Raw genomic sequence first — 15,508 nt, 5'->3', positions numbered from 1 at the left:
CATGTACGTCGCGGTAAAGGGTGGCGAAGCGGCCATTCGCAATGCTCACAAACTGCTCGCCGACCGCCGGCGCGGCGACCGATCGGTGCCGGCACTTCGCCTCGACCAGATCGTCGAGCAGTTGGCGCTCGGCGTCGACCGGGTGATGAGCGAAGGTTCGCTTTATGATCGCGAACTGGCGGCACTCGCCATCGTCCAGGCGCGCGGCGACATGATCGAGGCGATCTTCCTGGTTCGCGCCTATCGCACCACGCTGCCGCGTTTCGGCTACACCAGGGCGATCGACACCGGCACGATGCTGGTCGAGCGGCGCGTGTCGGCGACCTACAAGGACCTGCCCGGCGGCCAGCTGCTCGGCCCGACCTTCGACTACACCCACCGGCTGCTCGATCCCGAGCTTGCCGCCGGCGGCGATGTCGCCGAACCGGAACAGCGTGCAGGCGAGACGGAGGCGATGCCGCGGGTATCGGCCATCCTCGCCCGTGAAGGCCTGATCGAGCCCGACGGCGACATGCCGCAAGACCATGTGCCGGGCGACATCACCCGCGAGCCGCTGGAATTCCCGATGGCACGCGACATCCGCCTGCAGGCGCTGTCACGCGGTGACGAGGGTTTTCTGCTGGCGCTCGGCTATTCCACCCAGCGCGGCTACGCCCGCAACCATCCCTTCGTCGGCGAGGTTCGCATCGGTGAGGTCGAGCTGGAACTCGATGTGCAGGAACTGCCCTTCGCCGTGCCGCTCGGCAGCATCCGCGTCACCGAATGCCAGATGGTCAACCAGTTCAAGGGCTCGGCTAAGGCGCCGCCGCAATTCACCCGCGGCTACGGCCTCGTCTTCGGCCAGAGCGAGCGCAAGGCGATGGCCATGGCGCTATGCGACCGCGCGCTGCGCGCCTCGGAGTTCGGGGAGGACGTCGTCGCCGCCGCGCAGGACGAGGAGTTCGTCATATCGCATTCCGACAATGTCCAGGCGACCGGCTTCGTCGAGCATCTCAAGCTGCCACACTATGTCGACTTCCAGGCCGAGCTCGACCTCGTGCGCCGCATGCGCGCAGAGCACGACGCCCGCGAAAATGCCGGCAAGGGCGAAGAGAAGAGGCAGGCCGCGGAATGACCGGACAACCGACCGACATCGCCACCTACAACTTCGCCTATCTCGACGAGCAGACCAAGCGGATGATCCGCCGCGCCATCCTCAAGGGCATTGCCATCCCCGGCTATCAGGTGCCGTTCGCGTCGCGCGAAATGCCGATGCCCTATGGCTGGGGCACCGGCGGTGTGCAGGTCACCGCTTCGATCATCGGCCCGGACGATGTGCTCAAGGTCATCGACCAGGGCGCCGACGACACCACCAATGCGGTTTCGATCCGCGCCTTCTTCAAGAAGGTCGCCAATGTCGCTGTCACCACCGAGACGGCGAAGGCGACCATCATCCAGACGCGCCACCGCATCCCTGAATATCCGCTCAGTGCCGGCCAGGTGCTGGTCTACCAGGTGCCGATCCCCGAACCGCTGCGCTTCCTCGAGCCGCGCGAGACGGAGACGCGCAAGATGCATGCGCTGGAGGAGTATGGCCTGATGCATGTAAAACTCTACGAGGACATCGCCAGGCACGGCCGCATCGCCACGACCTATGCCTATCCGGTCAAGGTCGAGGGCCGCTATGTGATGGATCCCTCGCCGACGCCGAAATTCGACAATCCGAAGATGCACCGTTCGCCGGCTTTGCAATTGTTCGGCGCCGGCCGCGAAAAGCGCATCTATGCGCTGCCGCCCTTCACCGATGTCGTCAGCCTCGACTTCGAGGACCATCCGTTCGAGGTGCAGACCTTCGACCAGCCCTGCGCACTGTGCGCGGCCGAGAACGTCTATCTCGACGAGGTCATCCTCGACGACCATGGCGGCCACATGTTCGTCTGCTCCGACACGGATCATTGCGAGAAGCGGCGGGCCGAAGGCCATCGCGGCCACCTTGCGCCCGAAACCCATCTTGCCCCAGAAAAAACGGAGCCGGCGCAATGACCGACGAACCGCTGCTGCGCGTTTCGGCGCTGTCCAAATTCTACGGCTCGCGCGTCGGCTGCGAGAACGTCACCTTTGACCTCTGGCCGGGCGAAGTGCTGGCTGTCGTCGGCGAATCCGGTTCCGGCAAGACGACTTTGCTCAACTGCCTGTCGACAAGGCTGCTGCCCAGCTCCGGCACCGCCAGCTACCGCATGCGCGACGGGCAGTTCCGCGAGCTCTACCGCATGAGCGAGGCCGAACGCCGCTTCCTGATGCGCACCGACTGGGGCTTTGTCCATCAGAACCCCGCCGACGGGCTGCGCATGACGGTGTCGGCCGGCGCCAATGTCGGCGAGCGGCTGATGGCGGTCGGCGACCGCCACTATGGAAAAATCCGCGCGACGGCGGTCGACTGGCTGTCGCGCGTCGAGATCGACGAGGACCGCATCGACGACGAGCCGCGCGCCTTTTCCGGCGGCATGCGCCAGCGCCTGCAGATCGCCCGCAACCTCGTGACCGGGCCGCGGCTGGTGTTCATGGACGAGCCGACCGGCGGCCTCGACGTCTCGGTGCAGGCGCGTCTGCTCGATCTGTTGCGCGGCCTGGTCACCGACCTTGGCCTGGCGGCCATCGTCGTCACGCACGACCTCGCGGTGGCGCGGCTCTTGTCGCAGCGCATGATGGTGATGAAGGACGGCCGCGTCGTCGAAAGCGGCCTCACCGACCGCGTGCTCGACGATCCGCGCGCGCCCTACACCCAGCTTCTCGTTTCCTCGATATTGCAGGTGTGACGATGGCAACCCCGCTCGTTGTCTCCGATGTCGCCAAGAGCTTCACCATGCATCTGCGCGAGGGCATCAAATTGCCGGTGGTCGCCGGTGTCTCGTTCGCGATCAGGGCCGGCGAATGCGCCGTGCTCGGCGGCCCGTCCGGCGCCGGCAAGAGCTCGATCCTGAAAATGCTCTACGGGAATTATGCCGTCGACGCAGGCCAGATCATCGTCCAGCACGAGGACGGGCTGATCGACCTGGCTTCGGCCAGCCCGCGCACCGTGCTAGCTGTGCGCCGGCTCACGATCGGCTATGTCAGCCAGTTCCTGCGCACCGTGCCGCGCGTCTCGGCGCTCGATGTCGTCGCCGAACCGCTGGTCGAGCGCGGCGAGGAGCGCGAAGTAGCGCGCGGCAAGGCACGCGCCTTGCTGGCGCAGCTCAACCTGCCGGAGAAGCTCTGGGCGCTGCCGCCGGCGACGTTCTCCGGCGGCGAGCAGCAGCGCGTCAACATCGCGCGCGGCTTCATCACCGAGCATCCGATCCTGCTGCTTGACGAGCCGACCGCCTCGCTCGACGCGAAAAACCGCGACGTGGTGATAACGCTGATCGCCGCCAAGAAGGCGGCGGGCATCGCTTTGCTCGGCATCTTCCACGATCACGACGTGCGCGAGGCGGTCGCCGACCGCGTCATCGACGTGACCGCCTTTGGCACCGGGAAAATCGCTGCATGACGAGGAAATTGTCGGAGGCGCCGCTGGTCCACGAGACGGCGGAGATCGAGAGCTCGACGCTTGGCCGCTGGACCGAGATCGCCGAACGCAGCCGGGTTTCCGAAAGCACGCTCGGCGACTATTCCTACATGATGCAGGACTGCGCCGTCTGGTGCGCGACGATCGGCAAATTCGCCAACATCGCCGCTAGCGTGCGCATCAATGCCACCAATCATCCGACCTGGCGGCCGACGCTACACCATTTCACCTATCGCGCCTCCGACTATTGGGACGACGCCGAGCACGAGAGCGAATTCTTCGCCCAGCGCCGCGCCAAACGCGTCACCATCGGCCACGACACCTGGCTCGGTCACGGCTCGACCATCCTGCCCGGCGTCACCGTCGGCGATGGTGCGGCGGTCGGTGCCGGGGCGGTCGTCTCGAAGGATGTGGCCCCCTACACCATTGTCGGCGGCGTACCGGCCAAGCCGATCCGCGAACGCTTCGACCGCCGCACTGCGGAACGCTACCAGGCGCTCGCCTGGTGGGACTGGGACCACGCAAGGCTGCACGCCGCCCTCGACGATTTTCGGGAACTGTCGGCGGAGGCGTTTTTGGAGAAATATGGCGGCTAGCGAAAGGTGAATTGTGAATGGTGAATGGCGGCAGAGAATAGGCTTCGAGGCTCAGGGACGCCTTCTTTATCGCCATTCACATTCACCATTCACCATTCACCATTCACCATTCACACCCCTGACACATGACTCGGACAGGACGCGGTCTCTTCCTCTGGAGATCGCAATGCCTGTTTCCATCAAACCGTCACTCTCCGGATTCTTTGCGGGCTCGAATCCGGCCCCTCCGCTGCATCTAGGCACGCGCTACGACACTGCGGGAAATTTTCTCTTCGAGCCCGGCAACACTGTGGTCTGCCATCTTGCCGGCGGTGCCGCCTCGGAAGCGGCGGTCATCGACGTTCGCGAGCAGATGCGCGCAATGCCAGACGCCGATCGGCTTGCTTTCACTACGGTTTCCAGCCTGCACATGACGCTCTTCCAGGGCATCATCGAACATCGCCGCCGCCTTCCCTACTGGCCGCAGGACGTGCCGCTCGACACCAGCATTGACGCCATGACCCGCCTCTATCGGGAACGCTTGAACGGCTTCGAAGGCCGCAGCGCCTTCAAGATCAAGGTCGTCGATGTCGTGCCGACCGGCTTGACCGTTGCCGGCGCAACCGATGAGGACGTGCGCATCATGAACGCCTGGCGCGATGCCTTGTCGGTGCCGTTCGGATACCGGCACCCTGACCACGATGCTTACGTCTTCCACATCACTTTCGCCTACCAGATCCGTCGTCTCGACGACGAAAGGGCATCCGCGTGGCGGGATCTGTTCGACGATTGCCTCTCGCTGTTTGCCCGGCAGGCTCCGGTGATCGAGCTGCGGCCACCCGCCTTCTGCAGCTTCAGGGACATGGAGCATTTCGAGGAGCTGCTGGTGCTCGGCTGATCCCATGCACGCCGCCCGGACAGCAGCGGTTTGGATGAACTCCCTTCCCCCGCTCGACGTGCCTGTGGGCGGTAACAAAACTGACATCAATCCGACACCGCAGGTTCATGCGGCTGCGCTAGCGAGAGTTAACAGACCTTCAATTGCGACTGGACTGGAGCCTGCACCATGTCAGCTACGCTCGAAATCCGCGGCGTCACCCGACGGTTCGGCAAGAACACCGCCGTCAGCAATGTTCACATCTCCATTCCGCAAGGCCAGATGGTCGGCATCATCGGCCGCTCCGGCGCCGGCAAATCGACGCTTCTGCGCATGATCAACCGCCTCATCGATCCCAGCCAGGGATCCATCCTGTTCGACGGCATCGAGGTCTCCGGGTTGCGCGGCTCGCCGCTCCGGCGTTGGCAGCGTGACTGCGCCATGATCTTCCAGCAGTTCAATCTGGTGCCGCGCCTCGACGTGCTGACCAATGTGCTGCTCGGCCGGCTCAACCACCGCTCGACACTGTCCAACCTGTTCGGCATGTTTTCCCGCGGCGAATGCGCCGAGGCCGTTGCAGCCCTCGAGCGCCTCGACATCGCCCGCACCGCGCTGCAGCCTGCTGGCACGCTTTCCGGCGGCCAGCAGCAGCGCGTTGCGATTGCGCGCGCCATGATGCAGCAGCCAAAGGTGCTGCTGGCCGACGAGCCGATTGCCTCGCTCGATCCGCTCAACGCCAAGGTGGTGATGGATTCGCTGCAGGACATCAATTTGCGCGAAGGCATCACCGTCATCACAAATCTCCATACGCTTGATACGGCCCGCAACTATTGCAACCGCATCGTCGGCATGGCCGCCGGCAAGGTGGTCTTCGACGGCCCGCCCGAAGACCTCAACCGCGAGGCCGTGCGCATGGTCTACGGCGCCGACAGCAATGGCGCCGAAATCTCCGAGGCCATCACCTCGACCAGTGTCGCCGTCAAACAGAAGATCGCTGCATCCGCCGGACCGCTCGAGCCAGCGTTTCCTGGTTACTGAGAACGGCCTGATCGCTCGCCCGCGTCAAAGGCACTCGTCAAAAATTCGAACGCTACCGGCGCGAGGCCGGGACCAATAGGAGAGAGATAATGTTCAGGAAGATGGTTTTCGGCGCGGTTTCATTGCTCGCCATCGCAGCAAGTGCTGCTCACGCCCAGGATATCAAGGAATTCCGCGTCGGCATTCTCGGCGGCGAGAACGAAGCGGACCGGCTGCGCAACTTTCAGTGCCTCGCCGATCATCTGAAGACCGAATTCGGTTTCGAAAAGGTCTCGCTGTTCCCGGCTGCCGACTATGATGGCGTCATCCAGGGCCTGCTCGGCGGCACGCTCGATTTCGCCGAGCTTGGCGCGTCAGGCTATGCCAGCGTCTATCTCAAGGATCCGAACGCCGTCACCCCGATCCTCACCACCCAGCAGACCGACGGCGCGACCGGTTATTATTCGATTGGCCTGGCGCTGAAGTCGTCCGGCATCACCGACATCAAGTCGGCAAAGGGCAAGAAGCTCGGCTATGCCGACCCGGATTCGACCTCCGGCTACCTGATCCCGCTGACCCAGATCCCGAAGGACACCGGCGCTTCGAACGAAACCTTCTTCGCCTCGACGCAGTTCAATGGCGGTCACGAGAACAACCTTCTCGCCGTCCGCGACGGCAAGGTCGACGTAGCGGTTGACGACTCCTCGGGCATCGGCGACTTCAAGAACGGCTATACTTCCGGCACCTTCCACAAGGAAGTCGCCAAGGGCGCCGTCGACCCCAACGACTTCGTCGAAGTCTGGCGTTCTGGCCTGATCCCGAACGGCCCGCTGGTCGTGCGCACCGCGCTCGGCGGCGATATGACCGCCAAGCTCGCCAACTTCTTCACCAGCCTGCCGGCCAAGGACAAGCCCTGCTTCGAGGCCATCGAAGGCGGCGATTTCACCGGCTACGTTCCGGTGAAGCCGGACTTCTACAGCGTCATCGTCGAAGCCCGCAAAGCCGCGATCGGCGGCTGACGACAATTGCGGAAAGGGCGGCGTCCATTAGAGCGACGTGCGTCCACTTGGACGCACAAAGTACGCTCTAACACTTAGATGCCGCATCGTGCTTTCCGAAAGTCGAACTTCGACTTTCAGGCCGATGCGGTCGCCGCCCTTTTTGCGTGTCCCCTCGTGACCCCGTATGACCTTCGCCGCTACAATTCGTTCAGACGCGGTCCGGCAGGCAGCAGACGCCTGGCGACGCCAGACGTCCTTGCGCAGGTTCTACACGGCGCTCGGCATCGGCTTGCTGCTTGTCGCCATGTGCACAGCCATGTGGTTCGCCGACGAGGCCAATGCCGGACATTTCTTCGAGCGGCTGCCGCACATACTGGATTTCCTTAGTTGGCTTGTTCCCAAGGACTGGAACGACGTCTGGCGGGCGCTGTTCGACATCGCATCGCCGCACGACAAGGGCAGCCAGGAGTTCAACTTCCCGCTTGGCCGCGTCTATCTCTGGGGCGGCTTTTATCTACCCGAATATTTCGAGCTGATGCTCACCACGCTTAACGTGGCGCTGGTTTCCACTTTCATCGGCTTCGTCCTTGCGGTGCCCTTCTCCTTCATCGCGGCGCGCAACTTGACACCCAGTCCGGTGCTCAGGCTCGTCGTCAAGCGCTTCATGGAACTGCTTCGCGCGTTCCCGGAGATCGTCATTGCCGGCCTGTTCGCAGCCATCCTCTCGACCGGCCCGGTCGCGGCCATCATCGCCATCGGCCTGCATTCGATCGGTGCCCTCGGCAAGCTCTTCTACGAGATCAACGAAAACATCGACATGCGCGCCGAAGAAGGCCTGCGCGCGGTCGGCGCCAACTGGTTCGAGCGCGTGCGCTTCGCCGGCCTGCCGCAGGTGCTGCCCAATTTCATGTCCTACACGCTGCTCAGGATCGAGATCAATGTGCGCATCTCGACCATTATCGGCGCGGTCGGCGGTGGCGGCATCGGCGAGGAACTGAAGCTCTCCATCTCGCGCGGTTTCGGCGCCAAGACGCTGGCATTGGTGCTGCTGCTGTTCACGACGATCTTCCTCGTCGACCAGTTTTCCGCCTGGCTACGCCGCAAGCTCGTCGGCGAACAGGCATTCATGATGGGCGCCTGAGCATGGCCGCGTTGACGACGGATGAGATGCAGGCGATCGAGGAGCGCTTTCCCCAAGTGTTCCGGCGGCCCCTGTACAAACGCTTCGGCCCGCTGGTCCTGTTCACCGGCATCCTGCTCTACCTCCTCTACGCCTTGTGGTTCTTCAGCCTGCCGCAAGTGCTGAGGGAATCGCACTGGGAGCGCCTGCCGCTCTTCCTGACGCAATGGATCAGCTACGATCTGCAGCCGGAATTCCGTCTCGACCAGCCTCAGATCACGCCCAAATACCCGCGGTTTTCCGCACTTGGCGAAGACCCTCATCCCGATTGGGTCATCACCAATGCCAACGGTTCCTACACCGTCCTGATCGACGGCCGGGCCAAATCGGTCACCTTCGACAAGGCCGAGGCGACGCTTGTCGCCAATGGCCAGGCGGTGCCGGTGTCGTTGACCAGCGGCAAACCGGTAATATCCGGCCCGGTGCCGGAGTGGATCACTGCGCACGACGATGAGATCGTCGCCAGGATGGGCTTTGCCGGCGAGGTCCGAATAACCGCCGATCGCGTCAAGGTCCGCAAGCGCTTCCTCGGCTGGGCGAATTTCGTCTTCGACACACGCTCGCCCTTCTTCGGCAAGTCGCCCGGCGAGGTGGTCTCGTTGCTGATGTCCGGACCCCAGCTCAAGCCGGGCACATCAAACATTGCGCTGGCCGCCGACAATATCTGGAACAACGCCCAATGGCAGCATGGCGACGTCTGGACGAAGCTGTTCCAGACCATCGTCATGGCGTTTCTCGGCACCTTGCTCGGCGGCATCGTTGCCTTCCCGCTCGCCTTCTTCGCCGCCCGCAACATCACCCCGAGCGGCCTGCTTAGCCAGGTGCTAAAGCGGTTCTTCGATTTCATGCGTTCGGTCGACATGCTGATCTGGGCGCTGTTCTTCACCCGCGCCTTCGGCCCGGGCCCGCTTGCCGGCAGCGCCGCGATTTTCTTCACCGAGATCGGCACGCTCGGCAAAGTCTATTCGGAAGGCCTCGAGAACATCGACGACAAGCCACGCGAGGGCATCCAGTCGACCGGCGCCAACGGCTTGCTGGTGCAGCGCTATGGCGTGCTGCCGGAAGTGATCCCGGTCTTCATCAGCCAGACACTCTATCAGTGGGAATCCAACACCAGGGGCGCGACGATCATCGGCGCCGTCGGTGCCGGTGGCATCGGCCTGAAGCTCTGGGAGGCGATGCGCACCAATTCCAACTGGGCCAATGTCTTCTACATGGTGCTCTTGGTCCTGCTCGTCGTTTTCATCTTCGACAACATTTCCAATTTCCTGCGCCGCCGCTTGAGCAGGACGATCCACGACTACAACCGGATCCAGGCCGGCCAGGGCTGACGGATGGCGTTGCGCAGGCGTGCGGTTAGGGCGCCTTCCTCCATCCATTCCTGATATGCTTGTAGCCGTCGCGGTAGACGGCTTCAGGGCCTTGGGAAAAGTCGCGCCACACCTTGGTGGCCGCGGCCAGATCCTTCAGCGAGCGGCCGAACGCCTCGATCGTCAGCCAATCGTCATAGCCGCTCTTGCGGATGGCGGAGAACGTCTCCTTCCAGGGGACGTGGCCGCGGCCCGGCACGCCGCGATCGTTCTCCGAAATATGGATATGGACGATGTTCTTGCGGTTGCGCGTATAGGCGCCGATCGGGTCGGCCTCTTCGATGTTGGCATGGAAGGTGTCGTACATCGCCTTGATGTGCGGCCGGTCGATCGCGTCGATATGCTCCGACAAATCGTCCATCGTGTTGAGCAGATAGCATTCGAAGCGGTTGAGCGCCTCCAGCCCGATGGTGACACCCTTGTTGCCGGCATGGTCACCGATGGCGCGTTGCGAAGCGATCGAACGTTTTTTCTCGGCCGCCGTCGGCCCGCTGCCGGAGAAGGCCCCGAGTGTCGAATGCAGCGGGCCGCTCAACGTGTTCGCGCCAAGCGCCTGAGCGCAGTCGATCGCCGACTTCATGTAGTCGATGCCGGCCTTGCGCGTCGAGGCATACGGCGAGATCAGGTTCATCGCCGGATCGCCCATCGCCGAGACCGCGGTGCGTTGCAGCCCGATACGGTCGAGCAGATCACCGAGCTTCTTGTAGCCGTCCGGCGTGCCGGAGAAGACCGGTATTTCGACGCCGTCGAAGCCGGTCGCCTTGATGTCCCTCAACAACGGCTCGTGTTTTTTCGAGACACTGGTCGTCCACAACAACATGCACATGCCGATTTTCATCGACGCCCCCTCTCCATTCACGGCCGGCCGGCTCCTCCGCCGACTTCGCTACAAGCCCCCTCATCCGGCCGCTTCGCGGCCACCTTCTCCTTGGAGAAGGTGGCAGACGCCAACGCTGGCGATCTCCTCTCCCCTCGGGGAGAGGTTGGAATGCCCCGAATTGCCCTTGCAATTCGGCTGGCAGTCCGGGTGAGGGGGGACTTCTCGTGAACCGGGCGCAGCGATCAGAGTTTCGTCCACGCCCCATTCTTCTTCGACGACTTCACGCAGGCCTCGATGAACGCCATGCCTTCGACGCCGTCCTGTACGGTCGGGAAGACGACATCCTTGGCCGGCTTGCCGCCCTTCCGGCGCGCCGCACGAATGGCCCGCGCGGCCTCCTGGTAGATATTGGCAAAGCCTTCGAGATAGCCTTCCGGATGGCCCGGCGGAACGCGGCTCACGCGCCCGGCGACGGGAAGCGCGCCGGCGCCATTTCGGGTGATCAACTGCTTCGGCTGGCCGAACGGCGTATACCAGAGATAGTTCGGGTCGGCCTGCACCCATTCGAGCCCGCCCTTCGAGCCGTAGATGCGTAATTTCAACCCGTTCTCGTGGCCGGGCGCCACCTGGCTTGCCCAGATCATGCCCTTGGCCGGGTGCGACCCGCCGACCGGCTTGAAGCGCAGCAGCACATTGATGTTGTCGTCGAGCAGCCGCCCCGGCACGAAGGCATCGAGATCGGCCGACAGCGAATCGAGCTCCAGCCCGGAGACGAAACGGGCAAGGTTGTAGGCATGCGTGCCGATGTCGCCCAGCGCACCGCCGGCACCGGCCTGCTTGGGGTCTGAGCGCCACGCAGCCTGCTTCTGACCGGTGGCGGCCAGATCTTCGGTCAGCCAGTCCTGCGGATATTCCGACTGCACGATGCGGATGTCGCCGAGCTGCCCCTTGGCCACCATCTCGCGTGCCTGCCGTATCATCGGATAGGCGGTGTAGTTATGCGTCAGCACGAACAGCTTGCCGGTCTTTTCGACCAGAGCCGCCAGCTTCTTTGCCTCGGCCAGCGTCGTCGCCAGCGGCTTGTCGCAGATGACGTGGATGCCGGCCTCGAGAAAAGCCTTGGCGGCCGGCACGTGCACATTGTTCGGCGTGACGATGGCGACCACCTCGATGCCGTCCGGCCGCTTGGCCTCTGCCTTCGCCATCTCGGCATAGGAGCCGTAGCTGCGTGCCGGATCGAGGCCAAGCTCGGTCGCCGAGGCCTTGGCGCGCTCCGGATTCGACGACAAGGCGCCGGCAACCAGCACGAACTCGTTATCCATGCGCGCCGCGATGCGGTGCACCGCGCCGATAAAGGCGCCTTGTCCGCCGCCAACCATGCCGTAGCGGATCGGACCGCCTCCCGTTTCCGTCTTCGATGCGCCAACCACGATTTTCTCCCTCGTTATCTGAGATACCCCTCCCCTTAAGGGGAGGGTCGACGCGTAGCGTCGGGGTGGGGTCGCCGGGCATGAAGCTCGGCATGGACCGACCCCATCCGGCCCTCCGGGCCACCCTCCCCTCGAGGGGGAGGGATATCTGTGCTAGATCCCCATCATCCCGCGCAGCACCTTTTTATCGGTCGTGCCGCCAGCGAAATCGTCGAACGCTTTTTCCGTAACCCTGATGATGTGGTGCTGGATGAAGGGAGCGCCTTCGGCCGCACCATCCTCCGGGTGCTTCAGGCAGCATTCCCATTCCAGCACCGCCCATGAATCGTAATTGTATTGGGTGAGCTTGGAGAAGATGCCGCCGAAATCCACCTGCCCGTCGCCGAGCGAGCGGAAACGCCCGGCGCGGTTGGTCCAGCTCTGGTAGCCGGAATAGACGCCTTGCCGCCCGGTCGGATTGAACTCGGCATCCTTGACGTGGAACGCCTTGATCCGCTCGTGGTAGATGTCGATGAATTCGAGATAATCGAGCTGCTGCAGCAGGAAGTGCGACGGGTCGTAGTTGATGTTGCAGCGCTTGTGGCCGCCGACCGCATCGAGGAACATCTCGAACGTCGCGCCGTCGAACACGTCCTCGCCCGGATGGATTTCGTAGCCGACATCGACGCCGTTCTCGTCATAGACGTCGAGGATTGGCTTCCAGCGTTTGCCGAGTTCGGCAAACGCTTCCTCGATCAATCCCGCCGGCCGCTGCGGCCAGGGGTAGAGGTATGGGAAAGCCAGCGCGCCGCAAAACGACACCGACGCCTTGAGCCCGAGATTCTTCGACGCCTTGGCGGCGAACTTCATCTGTTCGACCGCCCATTGCTGCCTGGCCTTTGGATTGTTGTGCACCGCAGCCGGCGCGAAGCCGTCGAACTGTGCATCATAGGCCGGATGCACCGCCACCAGCTGCCCCTGCAGATGCGTCGACAATTCGGTGATCTCGACGCCGGCATCGGCGCAGACGCCCTTCACCTCGTCGCAATAGGCCCTGGAGGAGGCTGCCTTCTCGAGATCGAACAGTCGGGCGTCCCATGTCGGGATCTGCACGCCCTTGTAGCCCAGACCAGCCGCCCATTTGGTGATCGAGGCCAGCGAATTGAACGGCGCGGCGTCGCCCGCAAACTGCGCCAGGAACAGACCAGGCCCCTTCATCGTCGTCGGCATCGGCATCTCCCTATGTTTCACGACCAAGCATAGCGCCGATTGAAAACAGGGCCAGCTTCTTTGGTCTCTTTGCACAGCGCGCTCGGCGCCGCTATTCTGGTATTACCAAATGCCGAAATCTGGTCAAGCCGTTTGACGCGCTGCCGCAGCCCTGCAACCATGCCGAGTTAAGCCACATGTTTAAGTATAATCAATAGCATAGTCATGAGCCAACGCTTGATGGCAGCACTTCTTGCCGTCCAGATAAAATTACTGTAGACCTCCCATTAAGCCCAATTGGTCGAACCAGTTTGCTAAAAAATGCTGGGACGCCTTGGGGAGGAATCATGCGGCAGGCTTCGGCAGAGTGCGCCGCAGGCGACTGGTACAGGCGATTCTGGGAAGGATAGACCATGCATCTTTCGACACACAATTGGATGCGGGCGGAGCCGCTGGAAACGACGCTCAAGCGCATCAAGAAATTCGGCTATGAGTCGATCGAGATTTCAGGCGAACCCGAACAATACAAGCCCAAGGAGACGCGCGCGTTGTTGAAGGAGCACGGCATTCGCTGCTGGGGAGCGGTGACGCTGATGCTGGGCGAGCGCAATCTCGCCGCCAAGAACCAGGGCCAGCGCGAGCGCTCCGTGCAATACGTCAAGGACGTGCTGACCATGGTCAGCGAGCTCGACGGCGAGATCATCACGCTGGTTCCCGCCACCGTCGGCAAGGTGGTGCCGGACGGCACCGAGGAAGAGGAATGGAAATGGGTGGTCGACGCCACCCGGGAATGCTTCACCCACGCCAAGAAGGTCGGCGTCAAGATCGCGGTCGAGCCGCTCAACCGCTTTGAAACCTATCTGTTCAACCGCGGCGCCCAGGCACTGGCGCTGGCCGATGCGGTCAGCCCCGAATGCGGCGTCTGCCTCGACGCCTACCACATCCACATGGAAGAATTTAACGTCTATGACGCCATCCGGCAGGTCGGCAAGCGCCTATACGACTTCCATGTCGCCGACAACAACCGCTTCGCCGCCGGCCTCGGGCAGATCGACTGGCCGAAGATCGTCGGCACGCTGAAGGAGATCGGCTATGATGGCGCGCTGACCAACGAATTCGTCGCCCCCGTCGACCGGACGCCGGCTGCCCCCTATCCCGACATGGTCGAACGCAACCCCGTCGACATCTCGCCGGAGCAGCTGAAATTCATTCAGGACCACGGCTCCAGCGTGCTCACGGAAAAATTCTACACCGACCAGATGCGCATCAATGCGGAAACGCTGCTGCCGCTGATCAAGTAGCCGAGCCGTTTGGAAAAAGCCCTTCCGCCTCACCGCGGCCGGGCCGAGGATGAACATGCGCATCAAGACGGTCCAAGCCTGGTGGGTTCGCATACCGATCGAAGTCGCGAAGCAGCATCGCAGCGACTTCGGTCAGGTGGCGACATTCGACGCCGCCATCCTGCGCATCGAAACCGACGACGGTCTGGTCGGCTGGGGCGAAGGCAAGAATGCCGCCGGCAGCGCCGGCAGCTACGGCGCTCTCGTCCATTTGCTAAACTACGAGGTCGGCCCGCAGCTGGTCGGCCGCGACCCGGCCGACATCGGCGTCATATGGGAGATGCTCTATAATGGCACGCGCCACGACAGCGCCGCTCGCGCCGGCCATGCCATGCCGCAATTGGCACGACGGGGCATGAGCATCGCCGCCATCAGCGCGGTCGACATCGCATTGTGGGACATTCTTGGCAAATCGCTCGGCGTTCCGGTCTGGCGGCTGCTCGGCGGCCGCAAGCTGGACCGCATGCCGGCCTATGCTTCCGGCGGCTGGGCCACTGCGGAAGCCATCGGCGACCAGCTGCAGTCCTACATCGCCAAGGGCGGCTTCAAGGCGCTGAAGATGCGCGTCGGCGCCATGGACGGCGCCCCACATATCTCGGCCGCTCGCGTCCGCGCCGCCAGACAGGCGCTCGGTCCCGATATCGACCTGATGGTCGACGCGCACGGCACCTACACGGTGGCCGAAGCCAAGCGCTTCATCCATCTCGCCGGCGACCTCGATCTCGCCTGGTTCGAGGAGCCGGTGATCGCCGACGACAAGCCCGGCATGGCCGAGGTGCGCGCCTGCGGCTCGATCCCGATCGCCACCGGCGAAAGCGAGGCGACGCGCTATGCCTTCCGCGACCTCGCCATACTCAAATCCGCCGATATCTTCCAGCCGGATCCGGCCTTTTGCGGTGGAATCAGCGAGGCGATGAAAATCGGCACCATCGCCAGCGCCTTCAATCTGCGCTTTGCGCCGCATCTTTGGGCGGGTGCGCCCTGCTTCTTTGCCGGGCTGCATGTCTGCGCTGCTTCGCCGGCGAGCTTCACCGTCGAATATTCGCTCGGCGCCAACCCGATGATCCACGATCTGATCGAAGAGACTGTCGAAGCAAAGGACGGTATGGTAGCGATCCCTGATAGACCCGGGCTGGGATTCACCATTTCGGAGCGGTTCCTGGAGGCGCACGCGCAACACGGCTGAC

15 protein-coding genes are annotated in these 15,508 nt (G+C 63.3%); 12 read left to right on the top strand and 3 right to left on the bottom strand.

Going from position 1 to position 15,508, the window contains the following annotated elements; translation table 11 throughout:
- Position 1: 1 nt before the first annotated feature.
- From RQ479_RS27970 to phnE (RQ479_RS27925), 10 genes are all read left to right on the top strand, one after another.
- Positions 2-1,114 carry a carbon-phosphorus lyase complex subunit PhnI gene (locus RQ479_RS27970; protein WP_376703151.1) on the top strand — a complete coding sequence of 371 codons (1,113 nt, stop codon included), beginning with the start codon at positions 2-4 and terminating at the stop codon, positions 1,112-1,114.
- A complete protein-coding gene (locus RQ479_RS27965) occupies positions 1,111-2,022 on the top strand; it encodes an alpha-D-ribose 1-methylphosphonate 5-phosphate C-P-lyase PhnJ (protein WP_376703150.1) in 912 nt (303 codons plus the stop codon). Before RQ479_RS27970 ends, RQ479_RS27965 begins: the two co-directional genes overlap by 4 nt.
- Positions 2,019-2,795 carry a phosphonate C-P lyase system protein PhnK gene (gene phnK / locus RQ479_RS27960; RefSeq protein WP_065009749.1) on the top strand — a complete coding sequence of 259 codons (777 nt, stop codon included), beginning with the start codon at positions 2,019-2,021 and terminating at the stop codon, positions 2,793-2,795. The genes RQ479_RS27965 and phnK overlap by 4 nt, the downstream gene beginning before the upstream one ends.
- A gap of 2 nt (positions 2,796-2,797) precedes the next feature.
- Entirely contained in the window at positions 2,798-3,505 is a 708-nt protein-coding gene (phnL, locus tag RQ479_RS27955) for a phosphonate C-P lyase system protein PhnL (protein ID WP_376703149.1), read from the top strand.
- Complete coding sequence (locus tag RQ479_RS27950; RefSeq protein WP_352469192.1) at positions 3,502-4,119, top strand: DapH/DapD/GlmU-related protein; 618 nt, start codon at positions 3,502-3,504, stop codon at positions 4,117-4,119. Before phnL ends, RQ479_RS27950 begins: the two co-directional genes overlap by 4 nt.
- Before the next feature lie 166 nt (positions 4,120-4,285).
- Positions 4,286-4,996: a DUF1868 domain-containing protein gene (locus RQ479_RS27945; protein WP_376703148.1), complete on the top strand. Its 711-nt coding sequence runs from the start codon at positions 4,286-4,288 to the stop codon at positions 4,994-4,996.
- A gap of 168 nt (positions 4,997-5,164) precedes the next feature.
- The gene (phnC, locus tag RQ479_RS27940) at positions 5,165-6,013 is read left to right on the top strand and encodes a phosphonate ABC transporter ATP-binding protein (RefSeq protein ID WP_352469258.1); all 849 of its coding nucleotides are present in this window, start codon (positions 5,165-5,167) and stop codon (positions 6,011-6,013) included.
- A gap of 89 nt (positions 6,014-6,102) precedes the next feature.
- Positions 6,103-7,011: a phosphonate ABC transporter substrate-binding protein gene (phnD, locus tag RQ479_RS27935; protein WP_352469257.1), complete on the top strand. Its 909-nt coding sequence runs from the start codon at positions 6,103-6,105 to the stop codon at positions 7,009-7,011.
- 166 nt (positions 7,012-7,177) lie between these two features.
- Entirely contained in the window at positions 7,178-8,134 is a 957-nt protein-coding gene (gene phnE, locus RQ479_RS27930) for a phosphonate ABC transporter, permease protein PhnE (RefSeq protein WP_292664869.1), read from the top strand.
- Positions 8,135-8,136: 2 nt separating this feature from the next.
- A complete protein-coding gene (gene phnE / locus RQ479_RS27925) occupies positions 8,137-9,504 on the top strand; it encodes a phosphonate ABC transporter, permease protein PhnE (protein WP_376703147.1) in 1,368 nt (455 codons plus the stop codon).
- 25 nt (positions 9,505-9,529) lie between these two features.
- Here phnE (RQ479_RS27925) and RQ479_RS27920 read toward each other — a convergent pair whose 3' ends face one another.
- From RQ479_RS27920 to RQ479_RS27910, 3 genes are all read right to left on the bottom strand, one after another.
- Complete coding sequence (locus RQ479_RS27920) at positions 9,530-10,381, bottom strand: sugar phosphate isomerase/epimerase family protein (RefSeq protein WP_376703146.1); 852 nt, start codon at positions 10,379-10,381, stop codon at positions 9,530-9,532.
- Between the two features lie 224 nt (positions 10,382-10,605).
- A complete protein-coding gene (locus RQ479_RS27915) occupies positions 10,606-11,793 on the bottom strand; it encodes a Gfo/Idh/MocA family protein (protein ID WP_376703145.1) in 1,188 nt (395 codons plus the stop codon).
- Between the two features lie 153 nt (positions 11,794-11,946).
- Positions 11,947-13,002 (bottom strand): sugar phosphate isomerase/epimerase, encoded by a 1,056-nt coding sequence (locus tag RQ479_RS27910; RefSeq protein ID WP_352469253.1) that lies wholly within the window; start codon positions 13,000-13,002, stop codon positions 11,947-11,949.
- Between the two features lie 392 nt (positions 13,003-13,394).
- On the opposite strand from RQ479_RS27910, the gene RQ479_RS27905 reads away from it, so the two are divergent.
- Entirely contained in the window at positions 13,395-14,282 is an 888-nt protein-coding gene (locus RQ479_RS27905) for a sugar phosphate isomerase/epimerase (RefSeq protein WP_352469252.1), read from the top strand.
- Between the two features lie 55 nt (positions 14,283-14,337).
- The gene (locus tag RQ479_RS27900) at positions 14,338-15,507 is read left to right on the top strand and encodes a mandelate racemase/muconate lactonizing enzyme family protein (protein ID WP_352469251.1); all 1,170 of its coding nucleotides are present in this window, start codon (positions 14,338-14,340) and stop codon (positions 15,505-15,507) included.
- The last annotated feature ends 1 nt before the right edge of the window (position 15,508 follow it).

The organism is Mesorhizobium sp. ISC25, assembly GCF_042295465.1.
Taxonomy (GTDB): Bacteria; Pseudomonadota; Alphaproteobacteria; order Rhizobiales; family Rhizobiaceae; genus Mesorhizobium.
Note: the sequence above shows the minus strand (reverse complement) of the source record. Positions and strands in the feature narration are given on the sequence as shown.

Bases quoted from the DNA above. Each gene is read 5' to 3' on its own strand.
- RQ479_RS27970 (WP_376703151.1), top strand. From the start codon at position 2: ATGTACGTCGCGGTAAAGGGTGGCGAAGCGGCCATTCGCAATGCTCAC.
- RQ479_RS27965 (WP_376703150.1), top strand. From the start codon at position 1,111: ATGACCGGACAACCGACCGACATCGCCACCTACAACTTCGCCTATCTC.
- phnK (WP_065009749.1), top strand. From the start codon at position 2,019: ATGACCGACGAACCGCTGCTGCGCGTTTCGGCGCTGTCCAAATTCTAC.
- phnL (WP_376703149.1), top strand. From the start codon at position 2,798: ATGGCAACCCCGCTCGTTGTCTCCGATGTCGCCAAGAGCTTCACCATG.
- RQ479_RS27950 (WP_352469192.1), top strand. From the start codon at position 3,502: ATGACGAGGAAATTGTCGGAGGCGCCGCTGGTCCACGAGACGGCGGAG.
- RQ479_RS27945 (WP_376703148.1), top strand. From the start codon at position 4,286: ATGCCTGTTTCCATCAAACCGTCACTCTCCGGATTCTTTGCGGGCTCG.
- phnC (WP_352469258.1), top strand. From the start codon at position 5,165: ATGTCAGCTACGCTCGAAATCCGCGGCGTCACCCGACGGTTCGGCAAG.
- phnD (WP_352469257.1), top strand. From the start codon at position 6,103: ATGTTCAGGAAGATGGTTTTCGGCGCGGTTTCATTGCTCGCCATCGCA.
- phnE (WP_292664869.1), top strand. From the start codon at position 7,178: ATGACCTTCGCCGCTACAATTCGTTCAGACGCGGTCCGGCAGGCAGCA.
- phnE (WP_376703147.1), top strand. From the start codon at position 8,137: ATGGCCGCGTTGACGACGGATGAGATGCAGGCGATCGAGGAGCGCTTT.
- RQ479_RS27920 (WP_376703146.1), bottom strand. From the start codon at position 10,381: ATGAAAATCGGCATGTGCATGTTGTTGTGGACGACCAGTGTCTCGAAA.
- RQ479_RS27910 (WP_352469253.1), bottom strand. From the start codon at position 13,002: ATGCCGACGACGATGAAGGGGCCTGGTCTGTTCCTGGCGCAGTTTGCG.
- RQ479_RS27905 (WP_352469252.1), top strand. From the start codon at position 13,395: ATGCATCTTTCGACACACAATTGGATGCGGGCGGAGCCGCTGGAAACG.
- RQ479_RS27900 (WP_352469251.1), top strand. From the start codon at position 14,338: ATGCGCATCAAGACGGTCCAAGCCTGGTGGGTTCGCATACCGATCGAA.